The sequence below is a fragment of the Halobacteriovorax sp. GFR8 genome, from assembly GCF_050955245.1.
Classification (GTDB): domain Bacteria; phylum Bdellovibrionota; class Bacteriovoracia; order Bacteriovoracales; family Bacteriovoracaceae; genus Halobacteriovorax_A.
Map to the genome: position 1 here is coordinate 378,515 of NZ_JBPBLR010000002.1, position 18,176 is coordinate 396,690.

Annotated in this window: 16 protein-coding genes; 9 read left to right on the forward strand and 7 right to left on the reverse strand. The window is 36.3% G+C overall.

All coding sequences use genetic code 11. The annotated features are described in order from the left end of the window. Window positions 1-16 precede the first annotated feature (16 nt). Window positions 17-1,936 (forward strand): serine/threonine protein kinase, encoded by a 1,920-nt coding sequence (locus tag ACRXC1_RS02345; RefSeq protein WP_433656195.1) that lies wholly within the window; start codon window positions 17-19, stop codon window positions 1,934-1,936. 27 nt (window positions 1,937-1,963) lie between these two features. Here the strand turns inward: ACRXC1_RS02345 and ACRXC1_RS02350 are convergent, their stop codons facing one another. Then, the gene (locus ACRXC1_RS02350; protein WP_433656197.1) at window positions 1,964-2,710 is read right to left on the reverse strand and encodes a hypothetical protein; all 747 of its coding nucleotides are present in this window, start codon (window positions 2,708-2,710) and stop codon (window positions 1,964-1,966) included. Window positions 2,711-2,873: 163 nt separating this feature from the next. Between ACRXC1_RS02350 and ACRXC1_RS02355 the strand changes: the two genes are divergently transcribed. Then, window positions 2,874-3,518 (forward strand): hypothetical protein, encoded by a 645-nt coding sequence (locus ACRXC1_RS02355; protein ID WP_392912066.1) that lies wholly within the window; start codon window positions 2,874-2,876, stop codon window positions 3,516-3,518. Between the two features lie 22 nt (window positions 3,519-3,540). Here the strand turns inward: ACRXC1_RS02355 and ACRXC1_RS02360 are convergent, their stop codons facing one another. Beyond that, on the reverse strand, window positions 3,541-3,969 hold the full coding sequence (locus ACRXC1_RS02360; RefSeq protein ID WP_392912068.1) for a hypothetical protein: 429 nt from the start codon (window positions 3,967-3,969) through the stop codon (window positions 3,541-3,543). Window positions 3,970-4,215: 246 nt separating this feature from the next. Here ACRXC1_RS02360 and ACRXC1_RS02365 point away from each other — a divergent pair, with 246 nt between their 5' ends. Both ACRXC1_RS02365 and ACRXC1_RS02370 read left to right on the forward strand, forming a co-directional pair. Then, window positions 4,216-5,124, forward strand: coding sequence for a YihY/virulence factor BrkB family protein (locus tag ACRXC1_RS02365; RefSeq protein WP_433656200.1), 909 nt, complete (start codon window positions 4,216-4,218; stop codon window positions 5,122-5,124). Beyond that, window positions 5,121-6,551, forward strand: coding sequence for a hypothetical protein (locus ACRXC1_RS02370; protein WP_433656202.1), 1,431 nt, complete (start codon window positions 5,121-5,123; stop codon window positions 6,549-6,551). The genes ACRXC1_RS02365 and ACRXC1_RS02370 overlap by 4 nt, the downstream gene beginning before the upstream one ends. Here ACRXC1_RS02370 and ACRXC1_RS02375 read toward each other — a convergent pair. Genes ACRXC1_RS02375 through ACRXC1_RS02390 form a run of 4 tightly spaced genes read right to left on the reverse strand, consistent with a single transcriptional unit; the run spans window position 6,544 to window position 12,711 of the window. Continuing rightward, a complete protein-coding gene (locus ACRXC1_RS02375) occupies window positions 6,544-7,392 on the reverse strand; it encodes a class II glutamine amidotransferase (protein WP_433656204.1) in 849 nt (282 codons plus the stop codon). The genes ACRXC1_RS02370 and ACRXC1_RS02375 overlap by 8 nt on opposite strands. A gap of 32 nt (window positions 7,393-7,424) precedes the next feature. Further along, on the reverse strand, window positions 7,425-8,036 hold the full coding sequence (locus ACRXC1_RS02380; RefSeq protein WP_433656206.1) for a TetR/AcrR family transcriptional regulator: 612 nt from the start codon (window positions 8,034-8,036) through the stop codon (window positions 7,425-7,427). After that, window positions 8,036-11,230, reverse strand: coding sequence for an efflux RND transporter permease subunit (locus tag ACRXC1_RS02385; protein ID WP_433656208.1), 3,195 nt, complete (start codon window positions 11,228-11,230; stop codon window positions 8,036-8,038). The genes ACRXC1_RS02380 and ACRXC1_RS02385 overlap by 1 nt, the downstream gene beginning before the upstream one ends. Then, window positions 11,227-12,711 (reverse strand): TolC family protein, encoded by a 1,485-nt coding sequence (locus ACRXC1_RS02390; protein WP_392912081.1) that lies wholly within the window; start codon window positions 12,709-12,711, stop codon window positions 11,227-11,229. The genes ACRXC1_RS02385 and ACRXC1_RS02390 overlap by 4 nt, the downstream gene beginning before the upstream one ends. 166 nt (window positions 12,712-12,877) lie before the next feature. On the opposite strand from ACRXC1_RS02390, the gene ACRXC1_RS02395 reads away from it, so the two are divergent. From ACRXC1_RS02395 to ACRXC1_RS02415, 5 genes are all read left to right on the forward strand, one after another. After that, complete coding sequence (locus tag ACRXC1_RS02395) at window positions 12,878-13,621, forward strand: YkgJ family cysteine cluster protein (protein ID WP_433656210.1); 744 nt, start codon at window positions 12,878-12,880, stop codon at window positions 13,619-13,621. Window positions 13,622-13,633: 12 nt separating this feature from the next. Then, window positions 13,634-14,275 (forward strand): class I SAM-dependent methyltransferase, encoded by a 642-nt coding sequence (locus ACRXC1_RS02400; protein ID WP_433656212.1) that lies wholly within the window; start codon window positions 13,634-13,636, stop codon window positions 14,273-14,275. Then, window positions 14,272-14,604, forward strand: a complete 333-nt coding sequence (locus ACRXC1_RS02405; protein ID WP_021265763.1) for an arsenate reductase family protein — start codon at window positions 14,272-14,274, stop codon at window positions 14,602-14,604. The genes ACRXC1_RS02400 and ACRXC1_RS02405 overlap by 4 nt, the downstream gene beginning before the upstream one ends. 3 nt (window positions 14,605-14,607) lie before the next feature. Then, complete coding sequence (locus ACRXC1_RS02410) at window positions 14,608-15,339, forward strand: tRNA-uridine aminocarboxypropyltransferase (protein ID WP_433656214.1); 732 nt, start codon at window positions 14,608-14,610, stop codon at window positions 15,337-15,339. Window positions 15,340-15,466: 127 nt separating this feature from the next. Next, window positions 15,467-17,773 carry a hypothetical protein gene (locus ACRXC1_RS02415; RefSeq protein WP_392912091.1) on the forward strand — a complete coding sequence of 769 codons (2,307 nt, stop codon included), beginning with the start codon at window positions 15,467-15,469 and terminating at the stop codon, window positions 17,771-17,773. Between the two features lie 6 nt (window positions 17,774-17,779). On the opposite strand, the gene ACRXC1_RS02420 is transcribed toward ACRXC1_RS02415, so the two are convergent. Continuing rightward, window positions 17,780-18,151: a hypothetical protein gene (locus ACRXC1_RS02420; RefSeq protein WP_433656217.1), complete on the reverse strand. Its 372-nt coding sequence runs from the start codon at window positions 18,149-18,151 to the stop codon at window positions 17,780-17,782. Between the last annotated feature and the right edge of the window lie 25 nt (window positions 18,152-18,176).

The window sequence follows — 18,176 nt, forward strand, 5'->3', positions numbered from 1 at the left end:
GCGAGGAGCTTTAGTAATGAGTGAAGAAAAGAAATTTGAAAGATTTGGTCGATACCTTATTCTAGATCACTTAGTTGATGGTGGTATGGCCAAAATTTGTCGAGCGCGCTTTCTGGGGGAGCAGGCCGATAAAATTGTTGCCATAAAAATGGTTCAACCACAATTCTCATCTGATGAAGCATTTCAGACAATGTTTATGGATGAAATTAAAACGACTTTTGGTTTATTACATCCAAATATCGTTCAGACCTACGATTATGGTTTTCATAATGGCCAGCTTTTCGTTGCAATGGAATATTGTGATGGGAGAAACCTAAAGCAATATATCGATAAGCTGAAGGAACATAATTATGTTTTTCCAGTAGAGATTTCATCTTTCATTACGATTCAGGCCGCTCAAGGTCTTCACTACGCTCACACATTTACAGATAAGCTAACAGGAAAGCCTGCTAATATTATTCACCGTGATATTTCGCCTCATAATATCATGCTAACTTTTGATGGCTCTGTTAAGGTTATTGACTTTGGTATTGCAAAGTCTGAAACAAATTCTGAAGCGACTCAAGCAGGAACAATTAAAGGAAAGTTATCTTACCTTGCTCCTGAATACTTAGATGGATTAGATCTTGATCCACGTTATGACTTATTCGCAACGGCAATTACTCTTTGGGAAATGCTGTGTTCAAGAAAACTATTTAAAGCTTCAAATGATCTAGCAGTTTTAAAGAAGATTCAGGAATGTAAGATTCCTGTTCCTTCATCAATTAATCCAATGGTTCCAAAAGAACTTGATAAGATCATCTTAAAGGCCCTTCATAAGGATCGTAACAAGCGATATCAATCTCTTGAAGAGTTTGCTCGTGCTCTTAATAAGTTTTTATATTCAACTTATCCAGACTTTAACTCTTCGGATCTTTCGTACTTTGCGAAGGAATTATTTAAAGACGAAATTAAAGTTGATCGCGAAAGAATGTATGAGTTTGGTCAAATTGAACTAGGCCCATATATTAGAGACTATAAGAATGAAACAGAAGGGAGACCTTCTTCTGATGATAGCGTTGATATAACTCAACCTTCTGCAGCTAAGAAGAGGAAAGAGAAAGAGGCCCTTTTTGAGCTTGATATCGATGAACAAACAGATATTCAAGTTGAAGGTTCAATACCTAAACTTGATATGGCATCAAGATCGGCCAAAACAAAGATTAATAAAATTGATATTCGCTCTAATAAAACAAGCGCGAGTACAAAAATTAAGCGTATTAAGAAAAAGAAAAAAGTTGAAACAAAGAAGAAGAATTACTTCATTCATGTTGCTTCTATTGCTGCGATTGCAGCAGGAGTTTACTTTGCTAAGGATCATATCCCATTCTTAAAAGATTCGCCGACAGTTTCGACAGAAGTTGCAACGACGACAGGTGAAAAGGATAAAACAAAGCGTGCACCGACAAGTAATCAAACTGGAACAATTACGCTTAAAAATTTCAGTAGAAATAAAGATAAATTATATATCAATGGTGTTGAACAAAGTGTTGATGTTTTAAACCGCTTAAAAGTTCGTGCAAATGAACTTCTAACAATTCGAGTTGAAAAAACTGGACGTGAACACTTTATTGCACAAGATATTTCTGTACAAGATGGTGAGTCTCGCAACATTCAAGTTGAGTCGATGGCCAAGGCATACTATGGTTACTTACAGACAAGCTCTGCATGTATCCGTGGATCAATTAGCTTTGAATTATTTGGAGAGCAGAGAGAAGAAAAATTACCAATTCGCTTTGTTCCGGGAATTCCTTTTGCGACAGGTATGAATTCGCAAGGTGATAGTATTCCAAAAGAGTACGAAGTGATTATTAAGGACTCAAAGAGCTCTGTGCCACACAAGGTGAGCTTTGAAATTCAGAATTCTAAAGTTGTAGATCTTTGTAAGTTACTATAAGAAAGGCCCGTTTAACGGGCCTTTTTTTTATCTTGATAATGCTTTGATTAGTGTTGCAAGAACTGACTCTTGAAGCTTTGTGATTTGGCCGATATTTGCCATGATAATAAAAGGGCTTTTCAGAATATTTCCGCAAATTGTTAGCTCACCCTTATCTTCGTTATACTCGACTATTTGGAAAGCATTTACAAACTCTTCTTCAAAGTGCTTCATAAGCTTGGCTTCAAAATCTTTACCTTTGACAGGATTTGGTTTCTTTTCACCATCAATTGTGATGTGAACTAACGCTTTCTTGTCGCTATTTTTTGAAACGTCTTCAATATCATTATAAATAAGCTTTAACTTGTTAGCACCTAGGTTGATTTTAAAGATATGCCATAGCTCTTCAAAGAAAGCAGTTCTATCATTTGGCCATAAAGCTTTTAAGTGATCAACAACTTCAAAAAGTTCTTCTAAGAGAACGATATTATTTTGAAGGATCCAATTACTTGAGATCTTATTGAATACTTGTTCAAGCTTCTCATTTGACTCCGCTTCAAATTGTTCAGAGTTTTCAAAGAATGTACCTAGTTCGTGAAGGGGAGTATATTTTGATTCTTTCTTTAGAAAATTGTGGACGCTCTCTTCTTCTAATAGCTCAGGAGAATAAAAAATACAGTCAAAGTTCTCTTCAGATACTTCTGATACATCAGCAATCTTACTCTTTGTCGTACTATTTAGATCTCTGATAATAATTTGATTCTGATTTTTAATTAAACCAATCTGGCGTTGCATTATGTCCCCTCTGTGTGTCCTATTGCAAAATATTATCGAATTAGTCGAGCATACGTCAATGCTGTATGCCCGCAGGAACAAGGTTTGTAGCTGTTTTTGGTCAAATAGAGGAATAAAAGAGCATAGTGCTGTGGATATTTGAACTCAATGCTATAATTAACATATGTTGTCATTAAAGTGGATGATTGGCCTTTGCCCGATCTTATTATTTTCAACAAATAGTATTGCTCAGGATGCCTGGCTTCTCGATGATTTCTATACTCAAGGGACTAAGGAAGTTGAGCAGAAAAAAGAGAAGGTACATTACAAGAAAGACTCGGCCTTATATCAAGTTGATATCAATGGGGATATCGTAAGAGAGTATATTGGGACATCAATTGTCGATGGAATACCAACTCTTCAGATCTATGACGTACAGAAGAGACTCATCTTTAGTTATAAGTTTCCTATTTCAGGATTTAACTCTCATCTCTATCGAATAAAAAGAAGAAAGATTTCTGATAATAAAACAGCAACTCTCTTTTATCAATTTAATGGTAACACTAATTATATCAATACTTATGGCTCATCTAATTTATGGGGAATTGTTGTTGAAGATGGCCAGTTAGATAATATTAAAATTCATAATTTTGGCCAAATCTGGCAAGAGAATAAAGATAATTATGGCCTTTATAAACGAGCTCATCTCGTAAATTTCATGGATGTTAACAAAGATGGACAACTGGATGTCGTTATCTCTAGTGGTTCAGTTTATAAAGCTTACTCCCATATTAACGGGAGTAAGTGGTCTCAAACATATAAAAAATAATACTGATTTTTTTAAATGACTCTTATGAAGCTTTCTTAACTTCATCAGATTCTTTTGAACTTCTTTTATCTGAGAGGTGAGCTACATTCGAGTGATCAGTTGATTCTTCATTTTTTAAACTATTTGCATATGAGTCTTTGTTTGCTCTAAAGAAAGTATATGCACTAACAGCAATAGGAAGAAGAATAAAGAAAAGGTAGAGTAGACTTTCAGAAGCATTACTTTCTGTATAGCTTTCTACTTTTAAAAGCTCAGGACTATGGACTCTTTCAGTCTTTGCAGTTGAAGGTTTTCTTGTTGGAGAAAAGTCGTACCCTTTGGCCTTTGAAGGTTCAACTTCTTTATACTCATCAATTGATGAAGTGTACGTATCTTCTACCGCTGGTTTTCTTGCAAAAGAAAATTGTGACGATAAATACATTAGTGAAATTGCGATTACTAACTTACTCATTATTTTCTCCATCCTAGAAGTGGCGATGGCCACCTTATTATTTTACCACCATTTTAAAGGCAGTTTGAGATGGTAATCTTTGACCATCAGCTAATCTTACATATCGGCTAGTTTTCATAGGTACTTAAAATTGCGCTAAAAAAAAGAATGAACAGACTAAAATTCAGGGATTTATAACCGATGAATATATATAGGAATCGATGAAAAGTAGAGATAGGGAGTCAGGTATTCGTGCCTGAATAGAAAATGAAAAAGTATATGAACGCCGTTAGGCTCGATCCTGACAAAATTGAAAAAGATTTTCTAGAATTTTGTAAGACATTCGTACTACGCTTAATTGCTTCGATTTTCTTGTTTAAGAAGAGAAAGGGAGAGGTTCTAGCTGGGGCGACAACATTCTTTACAATCTTAAGTTTTGGCCCGGCCATCATGATCTTAATTTCTATTATTGGTGCCTACTTAGGTGATAGTGATACGGCCAAAGAGCATATTATCTCAATGATTTTCTCAAATTTTCCACAAATCGATACGTCTGTTTTAAATGCAATTAAGCATTTAGTTGAAGAGCAGGTAAAGGGCTCATTCGTCGATTGGCACCAACTAGGACTTTGGTTCTTTGCATGTCTTGGGATTAGTACTTCATTTATTTTTGGAATTAATACTCTTTCAAAAGTTGATATCGATGGTGGGATGATTCAAGATGACCTTAGATCTGCTATTTTTGGAGTCGTTCTTGCTCTGTTCTTCCTCATTGTTTCTTTTCTTATGGAAAAGAACGTCATTGTTGGCCTATTATCAAATCTAACGACTCATTCTAATGAACTCTATTACCTTATCGAATTACTTTTACTACCTTTTACTATCACAACCTTTGCTCTTGTTTATAAGGTATCAGCTCAAATAAAGGTTAGCTATAAGGATGCTCTTTGTGGAGCATGTGTCTTCGTTATGTGCTTCTTTATTGGGAAGTCGACTTATTGGGTTTATCTTAAGTATTTTAAAGATGATTTAGTTAGTGATTACGGAAGTTTTTATAACCTACTCGTGGCGATGATTTGGGTTTATTATATTATATGTTCCTTTTATTTAGGGGCATGTTATACGTATGTTCCGAAGATAAAGATTTTCAACGGAAAGAAAAGAGGTAAGCGTTGATTAAAGAAGATGTCATTTTATTGATGTGCCATGAAATATGTGAAGACTTACATATTGATAAGGTACTTCGTAAGAACTTCTTTGCTTATTTCTACTCATGGTCTTTTAGTTCATATAATCAAGTAGAAAAACTAATTAGCGATATCGATAATGATCAATCATTTTTTAATCGTTGGAAGAGCTCATTCAAATATATGAATGCAAAGTTCAGCTATGAAGAAAAGAAGCAGGTCTTCTTTCGTCTATTTGATATCTTTAGTACTAAGATAAGAAATAAAAAGGCTCCTCATATCTTACGTGAGGCCTATGAACATCTAGAGATCGAAGAATCTGATCTTGAATATATTAGAGATAGTTTTTATCGCACTCAATATTTTAATCAGGCGGGACTAAGAGATTACTCTAATGCGTTGTTATTTTCATTAATGATCTCATATTCAAATGATGGCATTCTCGATCAAGCTGAGTTTGAAAGCTTAAGAAAAATCTTACGCCACATTAGTGGACATATGCCGAAAGTTCCAATCCATTCATTTGATATAAAAAATGTCTTGGCCGTTAATGCTTACTCAAAGGAAGAGATCCTGAAAATGAGAAGTGAGGTTGTCGAAGCTGTAAAATCTGATGGTGAGGTCAATAAGAAAGAAATTGCTGCCGTAAAATCAGTTGTAAAGAAGATGCACCTAGGCGAGTTTCATGATGATAGCTGGGAAGTTGTTTCGCCATTTATCTCTCTCATTGTTTTACTTGCAGATCACGAGTTAACAGACAAAGAAGAGAAGTGGTTCCTTGAGCACTACGACGAGAATTTTATTGTTAATAATATTGAACAAGTCTTTTGGCTATTTAGTGTCTTAATTCAGGTACCTTCTGTCTTTAAGAAGAATCGTTCATTCATTCGTAAAGTATGGCATGATCAAAAACCTCTTTATGATATGGCCAATATGTTATTCCTAACATTTGCTAAACACTTCTTGAGACTCGATGAGAATAGGTTAACAACGTTTGCCGATTATATTAAATCTGGTCGAAAAAAAGAAATCGTTGAAGGTATCGATGAGATCTTATCAGGAAAGGTTGTTGAGGAAGAGATTCTTCTTATCATCAATCTCGTTCTAAACGATCGATATGATCTTGAAAAAATAAATGGATTTTTAAATAAGAGTTATATAGAAAGAGTTTTTAAAGGGATAAAGAAAGAGGACTCAAAGCTAAAATACTTGGCCATTTGTCATATCCTTTTTGCTGACGAAACGATCGATGGGAATGAATATAAGGCACTGTGGGAAGCCTTCGCTTCATCTCGATTAAATCCTCAAATACTTCAATCGGTAATTTACGATTATTCAATTTGCAAAATGAAAGTCTATAAAATGGATGATTACCATGAGTACTTAAACTCAGGGAAGTTTTATCGAGCTATTTAAGATTTTTATTAAATAGTCTCATCTTAAAATCAACCCCCATGATCTCCATTGGTTTAAGATCAATCCAGATATTGTCTCCTGATAGTGGCTCACTTGAAAAGATAAGGTGATTAACATAACCCGTCTGCGTAGGTGCCTCACACTCAGGAGAGAAGCTACTGCAAGTATCACGATCGAGACATTTATTCTTATAAGTCGAATAGAAAAGTTTTTTACCGCCATTGAAGGCAAGCATTAGGTTTCCATTTGTTAGGATAAATGAAATAAAATTATCTGTTGGTGGTGCTTTAGGATCAAAATTAAGATCTCCAATGATATTAATTAGCTCTTTGATGGCACTGTTGATAATATTTGTGACAAATTCGATATCAATCTCTTCTTCACTTAGATTAATCTCTTTTGAGATCTTAGAAAGAAGAAAGTAGAAGAGAACTTCACTGTCTGTTGTTCCTAATATAAATTTCTGAAAATATTCTGGAATATGCTCAAGGATTTTTTCGCGACATTTATCAAAATTTTTAATATTTCCATTGTGTGCAAAGGTCCAATGGCCATATTGAAATGGATGAGTGTTCAGGATATTTGTTTCTCCAACTGTCGCTTTACGGATATGCCCGAGGACAGTTTGTGATGACACAACACCTGACACTTTTTTGAAAATCTTATCTTCGAGAGCAGCACAAGTAGATTTAATGATGTGAGGAGAGTTCCTAACATAATAGGCAACACCCCAACCATGCGGGTGCTCTCGGCTTTGTACTTCAAGAGCATTATCTGCTTGAACAAGGCTTTGGTGAACTTGACTTAATATAACTGATCTAAATCCAAATAATCGACACATAGAAAAAATTCCTTCTATGTGTCTGATCGGATTTATCTAATAAAATTTAATGTGGCGCGGACATTTCTTTTGATAGACTCAATTTTTTCCGCTTCTGTGAACTGAATGAGCTCATCATTTTTCATCTTAATCAGTGTTGATTGAGAAACGAGGGCAATCATTGTGATATTGTGAAGAATGTTTCTTGCTGCCCAAAGCAGTAGAGTTTCATCTTCATTAGTAAAACTAACTTCTTTTCTAATTGTTTCCATTAAAATCAAGACTCCCGGAGGACCCTTTGCATCCTCTAGACATGCTTTAGGCATTAGCTCTTTGTCTAAAGGAAGATTATTCATAAAGAACATTTTTACAGAGTTTAAGAAGGTACTACTTTCATCCATAAAGTACTTATATACCTCTTCTGCAAGATCTTCAGTCTTATCTGTTGTTTCACTGATCTTTGCCATTACTTCTGACATACGATGTGTATTTTGATTTAGAACTTCTGCATAAAGCCCGGCCTTTGACTTAAAGTGGTAGTTTATGGCCGAAACGTTAGCATCTGCTTCTTTAGCGATGTCACGGATCGAAGTATTATCGTAACCACGGTCGGCAAAAAGCCGACTCGCAGTTGCTAAAATTATATCTCTTGTTGTCTTGCTCATTATGCTTCTACCTCTTGTGTATCAACAATTTCAGCAGATGACTCTTCATTACTCGATTGGGCAGTATTTCCTCTTTTGAAAATCTTATTTGAAATTTTATCTGTAAATTCCACAAAGTCTTCAATGATTGCATACGCACAAGGGATGAATATTAGAGTCATAATTGTTCCTGATGTAAGACCCCATGCCATCGACATTGTCATAGGTACAAGCATTGCATCTGAACCGCCAATACCATATGCCGTTGGTAGAAGTCCTGATACAGTTGTTAAAGAAGTTACAAGAACCGCTCTTAAACGTAGCCCTGAAGCTTTTACAAGAATTTCATTTAAGCTTAATTTTCCTTCTGCTCTAAGCTCATCAATGAAGCTGATAAGAACAATCCCTGAGTTAACAATAATACCAGCAAGGCCAATGATCCCAATTAAGGCAAGGAAGCTGATTGGACGTGAACGATCAGGATATCCACTAAGAATCGGTGTTGCAAAGGCAATTGAGAAACCGATGAACCCGAGAGGAATTGTCATCATGATGATCATTGGGCGTAGAAAACTCTTAAATAGGAAGACTAGAATCGCAAAGATTGCAATAACTGCAAGCACACCGGCTTGAGCTAATGATTCAAGGGACTCTTTCGTACTTTCTGCTGCTCCACCAAAGCGTAGTGAAACTCCTGGATACTTTGAAGATACCTTATCAAAAATTTGCTTAAGCTTTATGTTGGCCATGGCCGAAGTAGCGTTAATATTGTCAACAGATCCAATTAAAGTCTTAGAACGCTTGAAATCATAGCGCTTAACATTTGGCGTTCCATTTTCTTTACGAATCTTGGCAAGTGACTTAAGTGGAATAAGGTTACCGCGATTATCCATAACTTGAATATTAAGGATATCTGTTGGTTTTCCTCTTAGTGCTTTTTTGAAACGAACTTCTAGGTCGACATCTTTATTATCAAGAGTAACTGTACTTGCGATACTTCCCGCAATTGCAGCTCTAATTGCCGTACCAATTTGTGAAGCTGAAACACCTAATTGATCAGCACGAACGTAGTCGATATCAACGTAAACTTCTTCATCTCCGTAAACATCATCTGTTTTAAGGTCTAGAATACCGTCAATTTTTCCTAGTTCACCTGAGATTTCTGCGATGATTGCATCAAGTTGTTCAAAGCTATTGGCCCTAAATGTTCCTTGAATATCTTCACCTACAGGTGGTCCGTTAACTTGAGATTCAAATGTTAATGACTCCAGCTCTGGGATTTTAATTTCACGTAGCTTTTTAAGCATTTGTGTTTCAGCAATATTGTATTTAGCGTAATCATTTACGTAAATGAATAGAAGCCCGACGTTATTACCTTCTTTATCTTTTGGATCAGAAAAACCGATAGCGGCTTTTCCGGCAAAACCTACGATATGCTTAGCTTGGTCACCAATCTTTTCTTTGATCTTGCGACTAACTTCAAGCATGTACTCTTCAGTCTTCTCAACTGGTGTTCCTCTTTTTGCTTCAAAACGAGAAAGGTAAATTTCTGTTTGATCTGCAGGGAAGAGAATAAACTTATTACCAACGGCCATGAAAACAAGAGAACCAATGATAATACCAGTGAAGAAAAATGCTGAAATATAACGATGTTTAATCGCAACTTTCATAAGAGATTCAAATTTCGTTTGAAATTTTGTAAACCAATCGGCTTTCTTTTCTGCTCCAGTTTTCTTAGCGGAACCTGAGTACTTTGCAAGTCTCATTGGTAATAAGAAGAATGATTCAACTAGAGAAAGAATAAGAGACATTGTTACAATAATAGGAATGGCCATGATGAATTGCCCCATAATTCCTTTTGTTACAAGCATTGGAATAAAGGCAGCAATTGTTGTCATTGCCGTACCTGTAATTGGAAGCCAAAGAGATTTAACACTCGAAAGGGCAGCTTCTTTAGCACTATATCCTTCTTCATTCATTAGACGTGTAAAGTTCTCACTGATAACAACACTATTATCAACAAGCATTCCTAGTGCAATTACTAGAGCTAGTACAGTCATGGCGTTTAATGTAAGACCGTAGTCTGGCATGAAACCAAGTGTTCCAAATACTGCAAGCGGTAGTGACATACTAGCAAGAAGTCCAATGCGTCCCGGAAGGAAGATGAATAAGAAGAAAATAACAAGAAGTAGTCCTGAAACAGCGTTTGAAGCTAGTACTTCAAGTTTATTAACAACTTTAAGTTCTTCGTTATTATAGACGTAGAATTTATACTCAGGATATCGTTTTTCAAACTTTTCCATATGAGCTTTAATCTCTTCAACCATGGCAATAGTATCTTCACCTGATTTTTTCGAGATCGTAATAAGTGTTGCTTCTTCACCATTGTATGATGTGATTACTTTCTTCTCTTCCTTCCCATCAATTACTTGAGCAACATCTTCGAGGAAAATATTAGCACCTGAAAAGTTTGAACGGATTAGAATATTTTTAAGTTCTTGAACATCTCTAACTTTCGCTTCAATACGAACAAGCTTTTGATCATCAACTGTTTTTAAAGTACCGCCAGGAACGTTTACGTTTCTAAGACGTAGCTTATTTAATACCTCGTCAATACCAATATGCTGTCTTTCAAGTTTTTGTAGATCAAGAATAATCTCAAATTTTCTCTTAGCGAAGCCATCAAGAGATACACCTTTTACGGCCTTAATGTCTTCAATATCTTCTTTTAGGATATCTGCAACCTCATCTCTTTCGCGAACGGTATTAGGGCCAACGAGTGCAATTTGATAGACTGGAATTTCATCTGAGTTAATCTCTTGAAAAAGGGGAGCATCTTGAAGGTCTTGTGGAAGATCTGATACTCGGTCAACTGCTTTTTGAAGGTCACTCATAACATCATCAACACTGTCGACATTATCCATATCGACACGAATGATAATTTTTGAAAGCCCTGCTTGTGAAGTTGACTTAACGTCCTTTACACCTGAAACAGTTCTGATTTCATCTTCAATTGGTTTTGTGATTTTGATTTCGATATCATTTGCAGAAGCACCATCATAAACTGTCGTTACAACAGCTGTTGCAAATGAAACGGTAGGGTATGACTCAGAGGTCATTTTATTAAGTCCCATTAATCCATAGATTAAAAGGAAAAACGTTACAACAATTGTAAACTTATGATTCTCTATAAAGAATTTCGATAATTGATTCATAGTTTCGCTCTTCTATTTAACTTACACGGAGTTTGGTTAAAAACTGTGAAGTAATTAATAATAGTTTCTATAACTTGATACTTTGTACTGATTTCATCGAGGTTTGAGTTAAGAAGCTGGTTCTCATCAATAAGTAAATCTTGTGATGTAACACGTGCTTGTTTAAATTTTCTCTTTGAGTCTTTCAAAGTATCTCTTAAATGAACTTCGTTTCTTTTTTGTGCTCTAATAACATTTTGTAGTGTTAGTACCGATCTAAGAGTTTGGGCATGAAAAGCGTCAAGCTTTCCTTTAACTTCTTGTGCTTGGGCAAGATTTTGACGTTTGATGATTTTGTCTTGAATCTCTCTTGTCTTATCTTTTTCCCCACCAATTGGCATTGTCCATTGGATACCAACTGAGAAGCGATTATCTCCATTGTCAGTCAACTCTTGAAAGCTATTTGAATAGCTATATTCTTTTCCAACAACTTCAAATTGAGTTGTTAGTTTTAGATCTGACTTATCATAGTTATTATTAACTTTTTGAGTAAGTTCTAGGTCTTTTTGAAGAAGGCCCAATACTTCATCATATTCTGTGTACTCAAGTGGTAGTGATGATGAATGCTGTGCAATTGTTTGTGTACATCCCATAACATCTTCAACTGTACGATCGAGATTATATGCTGCTAGTTGAACGGTTTTTCCACCAAGCTTTTGAGGGAACAGAGACTTTAAAGTTTTTAAAAGCTCATTTCTTTCAAATTCTAAAAGATAGAGTTGTCCATTTCTTGCCTCTACTTGAGAGCTAATACGTGAAAGATCGCCCTTGTCTGCAATATTGCTGCGGTAACGCTTTCTTGTATCTTTTTCTAGCTCTTTCGTTGTTTTTAAAAGGGCCTTGGCAATCTTAGTCGACTCATTATTAGCAACGATCTTCCAATATAGCTTTCTTACTTCTTGAACAAAGGCATGAGAAGAAATCGTTCTTTGTCTCTTGGCAATTTCTTCTTGCACCATAAGGCTTGCATCTTGAGCTCTTGAAGTCGAACCTAGAAAATCCTTGTAGATATCTAGAGCTAGAAAAGCCCCTGCTGAAGAAGTTGTTCCATCTTTTACGAAGTTATTAGAGTATTGGTTTGTGTTAACCATGACTCCGTAAGAAAGTCCGTACTTTGAATTCTTACTTAGCTTCATTTGAAAGTCTGTTAGAGGTGAGGTTACTGGAATAAACTGAGCAAAAGATTTTTCTTTCGTTTCTTGGTAATTAGCTTGAGTATCTAATTTAAAACCAAAGTTTTCATCATACTTTGCTCTCTCTTGCTTCTTAGCAAGTTCCTCTAAAGAGATTCTTAATTGGTTAAAGTTTTCTTCCTCGGCCCATTGAATGAGTTTATCTTCATTGAGCATAACGGGAAGGGAATTGGCCCAACTATACGATGTGCCAGTAATTAGTACCATGAGGACAGAGAATTTAAGTCCGTGGCGTAAGTACTTGTTCATAACTATATTACTCCCTTATGTATTCAAACAATTGTTTGATTCAAACGCTTGTTTGAAATTTACTACAATTTGGTTTATGTGCCAAACACTTTTATGGCCGAATATATTCACTTTATAAATGAACATTGTTGCCTATCGCTAAGTCCTAGTGACAAAGTAAGTTATAATGATAAGTGAGAGTAGGCTCTGTCAGGAGGTCGAGCTGAATTATCCACAAAGAGCACTTCAAACTTTTAAAAAGTACTCACAATTAAATGAGTTTAGAGAGTTCTATCTTACAGTCTTTAGTCGACTACAGAAAAGGTTAAACTCTGTTGAGAGGGCCCAGCTGACTCATGAACTTGTTGATCATTTTACTAATGAAGCCAAATCTGACCCCACTGCAGAGTCCATGATTTCTTGTCGTAAAGGCTGTTCGGCTTGCTGTCATACTCAGGTTTCGGTAAACCAAGATGAGGCGGAGCTTTTGGCCACTCGTATCTTAGAAGATGGAATCAGGATTGATATCGATTCACTGGCAAAACAATTTACTGCTGGAAATGACTCTGTTGCATGGTTTGCAATTCCTTATAAACAAAGAGGCTGTGTCTTCCTAGATGATAAGGGTGCATGTCGTATCTACTCTGATCGCCCAAGTGTTTGTCGTTCAAATTATGTCATAAGTGATGCCAGACATTGTGATACGTCAAATGGTGAGTATAAGACGATTAGAATATTAAAAACGAGTAAGGCCGACTTTGTAACAATGGCCGCCTTTAATTTAAGCTCTAAAGGTGGAACATTACCTTTAATGCTCGTTGAGTCTCTAAACAAATTAGGGGAACAAAAATTATCTAAATCAATGAAGAAGAACTTCAAAAAGAATAGCTTTAAAAGGCTAAAAGAGCTTTTCAATAGTAGTGTGATGTAATAAAAATACTTCATGCACTGTCCATTATGTCATAGTAACTCAATTCATTTGTATGCCAATACACTAGGTAGCGATTATTTTGAATGTAAGAATTGCTCTTATATTTTTAAGGATCGTACTAAACTACTGGATAGTGTTGTGGAGAAGTCACGCTATGATACTCATGAAAATAATAGTGAAGATCAGGGTTATGTTGATTTTTTAAATCGCCTTATTCTACCCTTAAGTGAAAGACTATCTGAAAATAGTTATGGCCTAGATTTTGGCTGTGGCCCAGGGCCTACAATTTCAAAAGAGATGAAAAAACGTGGTCATCATGTTGAAGATTACGATATCTATTATGCCAATAAACCAGAGTTATTAGAAAAACAGTACGACTTTGTTACTTCAACAGAAGTTTGGGAACATTTTTACGAGCCAGCAAAAGATATCAAAAAATGTTGGGATCTTGTGAAACCAGGTGGACATTTAGGTGTGATGACATATTTTACACCGGAAGAAAAAGAGAAGTTCTCTAATTGGTGGTATCTTCGTGACGAGACACATGTAGGTTTTTACAACGAAGCTGTCTTTGGCTATATTGCTAAAGAACTAGGGGCGAGCTTAGAGATCTTAAGTCGCCAAGTTGTTATTCTAAAAAAGGATTTATCATGAAAATTTACGGAATTAAAAACTGTGATACTGTAAAGAAAGCTCTTAAGTACCTTGAAGCGAAAGGTGCAACTTATGAGTTCATTGATTATAAGAAAACACCACCAACAAAAGATGATCTAAAGAGATGGGATGAGGCCTTTGGTGAACTTCCTGCAAATAAGCGCGGTCCAACTTTTAGAAAGATTAAAGAAGAATTTGAAGGTGCGACAAAAGCAAAACAAATCTCTCTTTTAATTGAAAACTCATCTGCAATCAAAAGACCTATTCTTGAAAAAGGGAAGAAGACTCTTAGAGGTTTCTCTCAAGAAGAGTGGGATCAGTTATTCTAAATTATGCTTAAAGATTTAAAAGATACAAATTCATATCGCATAAAGTGTATGGGCTGCTCTAGGCCCAAAACTCTTTGTGTATGTGACCTGATTAAAACTTCTCAAATTCGTTCTAAAATTGTGATTTTAATTCACCCAATGGAAGCGAAGAAAGAGAAGCTTGGGACAGGTCGAATTACTCATACTGGATTAGCAAATAGTGAATTAATCATGGGGATTGATTTTACTAATGATAAGAAGGTAAATGATCTTTTAAATGATTCTAGATATTACCCAATGGTTCTATACCCTGGTGAGGACGCACTCAATATCTCAGCTCCTTCAAGTGAAGAAGTTGAGCTATTAAAGAATAAGATTCCTCTTATCTTTGTAATTGATGGAACTTGGCCATGTGCTAAGAAGATGATGAAGCTTTCAACAAATATTAATCAGCTTCCTCGTATATCTTTTTCGTCAGACAAGGAATCAGCATTTCTCATTAAGCATCAACCTCATAAGCAGGCCCTTTCAACTGTTGAGTCAGTTCATGTCTTAATCAAAGAGCTTGGAAAATATGGTGTCGAGGACCTCGATGGCAATGAAGATTCGATGATTGATGCTTTCAAGGCCATGGTTCAAAAGCAGATCGATATCGCCTCTGATCCTAATGTTCCAACGTATCGTGGACGTAAAATGGATAAGCAGAGAGTCGCACTTGTCAGAGAGAAGAAAAACCGCTCATTTATTCTCAAATAACCCATTTTTTTGGCATCTATTAATATATCTAAGTGACTGATATTAAAGAGAATGCACTTAAGTTCCGGCTTTTTTAGGAACTCTTAAGGCCCTATAATAAAATATAAATTATTAAAGAGGGATTCTTATGAGAAGCTTAAACGTACTCAATAAATTATTAACAGCGACCATCATCTTTACGATGATCAATCTTAATATTGCCATCAATATCGAGCAGGCGCGCTTTAATATCACAGGCCAACAAGCGATGGCCCAAAGTACACTTCCAAAAGAAGATCGTTCAATGTCGGGGGACGGTTCATTCAAGTTAAAGAATGCTCAGGAGTCTGATAGTGATAGTATGGCCCGTAAGCGTCAGCAAAATAGTGGGACTTATACAAAAGAAAAAGCAAGTGGGGGATTACTTGGAATCTTTAGTAATCAACTTTTTGCACCTCTCATTTTGTTAACAATTGCATTCTTAGTCGCAAAGATCTGGCTTTTCTTTAAACCAAGTAAGCCTTATGACGTTTATGCTGCAGCTCTTGGCGCAGGTATTCTCTTATTAAATGAAGTCATGAGTGCGTTTAAGCAAAATGAGTCACTTAAAGATCGAAAGGATCGAATTGAATATGAAGGTCTTGATGAAGATGGACAAATTGACGTTTCTCAAAAGCAAATGCTTGAAGAAGAGAAAGCAGCACTAGAGGAAATCAAGGGAACGGCCGAGAATAAGTCAAAATATCAAAAAGCCGCAGCCGCTGCATTTGCTGTAGCTTCAGGAATCGCATTTGTTCAAGGTAATGGTGAGCAAATTCAGGCTCAAGCATGTGCTGCAGCTGTTAATGCAAGAGCGAAAACTATTATGGCCTTAGAAGGTGGTGCAGCCGCATGTTTTAATACAACTGCAGCAGGCGCAAAAGCTCCAATGGTGGCATGTGAAGCTACTGCTGTTACAACTGAAAATATTGAAGCCTTAAAACTACAACCTGGAGAGTCGGCTACTCAATATACTCTCTTAACGGAGCTGATTACGACGAAAGAATCAAGTAAACAAACATGTACCCTAGGTGGTGATACTTACGCGGCTACTCAAATAAAAGAGTGTGAAGCAAAGATTAAGGCTACAACTAAAGCAGCCGCCGCAACAGGACCTGGTGCCGCAGCTGCAGCAGCACTTCTTGTTAAGTTAAATGCTGCCTATGCTACGATTCAAGCAGCTAATGGAGCACTCGTTGGGACAAAGGCTACTCTTGAGTCTGCATGTTTAATGCATACGAAAGAAACAGTGAAAAACTCAGGTCAATCTAAGGGGATTGAAACAGCAGCAGATGCAAAACCGAGTGCAAAAGCTGGTTTCTATGCGTCGATTCTTACACTACTTATTAATAAAGCTCATGCTGGTTATGGAAACCTTATTGGGGCACTTGGTGGATTAATTGCTGCTTATAAATTACCAGTAGGAACAGCAATGGATACATTCATGCTTTCAAGTATTAAAAGAGGAACACTATGGCTTGCCATGAGTGGGACGTCTTTAGCTTCATCGAAAGCGATGGATCAGGAAGCAGATGCCATTCAAAAAAATATTGATAAGATTGATTCAATCTTAGCAAAATTTAGATCTGCTGATTCTGTAACAAGTGCACAAGCGAAGACACTTCAAAAGAAGACGACAATGTTAAGTGCTTATACGCCTCAACAAATTGGTGAGAAGTTTGAGTGTATTGGAGGTCTTCCTAAAATTGCCACAAATAATGGCTCTAAAGCGTGTCCAAATGCTAAGAAGTATATTGTTAGTGGAACAGATAAACTAAATGCTGCTGGATTTAAGATGCCGGATAGTTTAGTGGGATCACTTGTTAATGCTGCTAATGGTATTCAGGATACGACATCTGTATCTCCAACGACACAAGAGGCATTCGATGCTCTTGGATCATCTGCTAATGCTCTTAATAAGAAAGCAAATGCAGTAATGAAGAAGACGCTAGAAAGAGCGCAAAAGTTAAATAAGAAAAAACCTGTTGCTAAAAATTTACTAGCTTCATTTGGTAGAAAGTTTGGAAACTTAAATAAGAGAGCAGGTGGCTCAAGTGGTCTTATGTCAGCTCTTCCATATCTTTCACAACCAAACCAAGGTTCAAGCTTTGATGAGAATGAAGATGAAGAGGAATTACAAGATGGCCTAGCTGTTGATGCTAAAGGTGGAGAAGGTCTTGATGCGGCCGGTGCTGCTAATAATGGTGGATTTAAGTTTGACTTTGGTGAAAGTGATGCTGATCAATATGCACTTCATAAGAATTCTGAATTTGCAGCTAATGCAGACGCGGTTGCAGCAATGGAAGAAGATAGCGAAGGTGAGATTATTGAGGATTCAAATGTTGATATCTGGAAAGCAATCTCTGTTCGTTATAAGAAAACAGCTTACGATAGATTATTAAAGCGAATTGAATAAAGGAGACTAGAGGTCGATCTTTTTGATTCGCTTATCAATACCAAGATTCTTCTTACGATATTCTTCACCGAATCTCTTAGGACAATCAACTTCTTGATAAGAAAATAATTTTGTATCTTTGAAAAAGTAGTGTGGTTTCTTTCCTTCATAAAACCATTGGGAATGGGACCACGAACTTACTTTTATTTCTGGCTCTTTGCTCTTTTGATTAATAACGACATCATCAATTTTGTAAATTGAGCTTGGAGAACGATTCTTTCCAGCATAGCGATTATCCACTTCCTCCACACATGTATCCACATCATAAGCAACATGATAGCTAGGTGAGCACGAGGCCAAGAAGGAAATTGAAAGTAGCGCTAGAGTGATTCGTTTCATGAAATACTTATCGTCAGCTCATGTA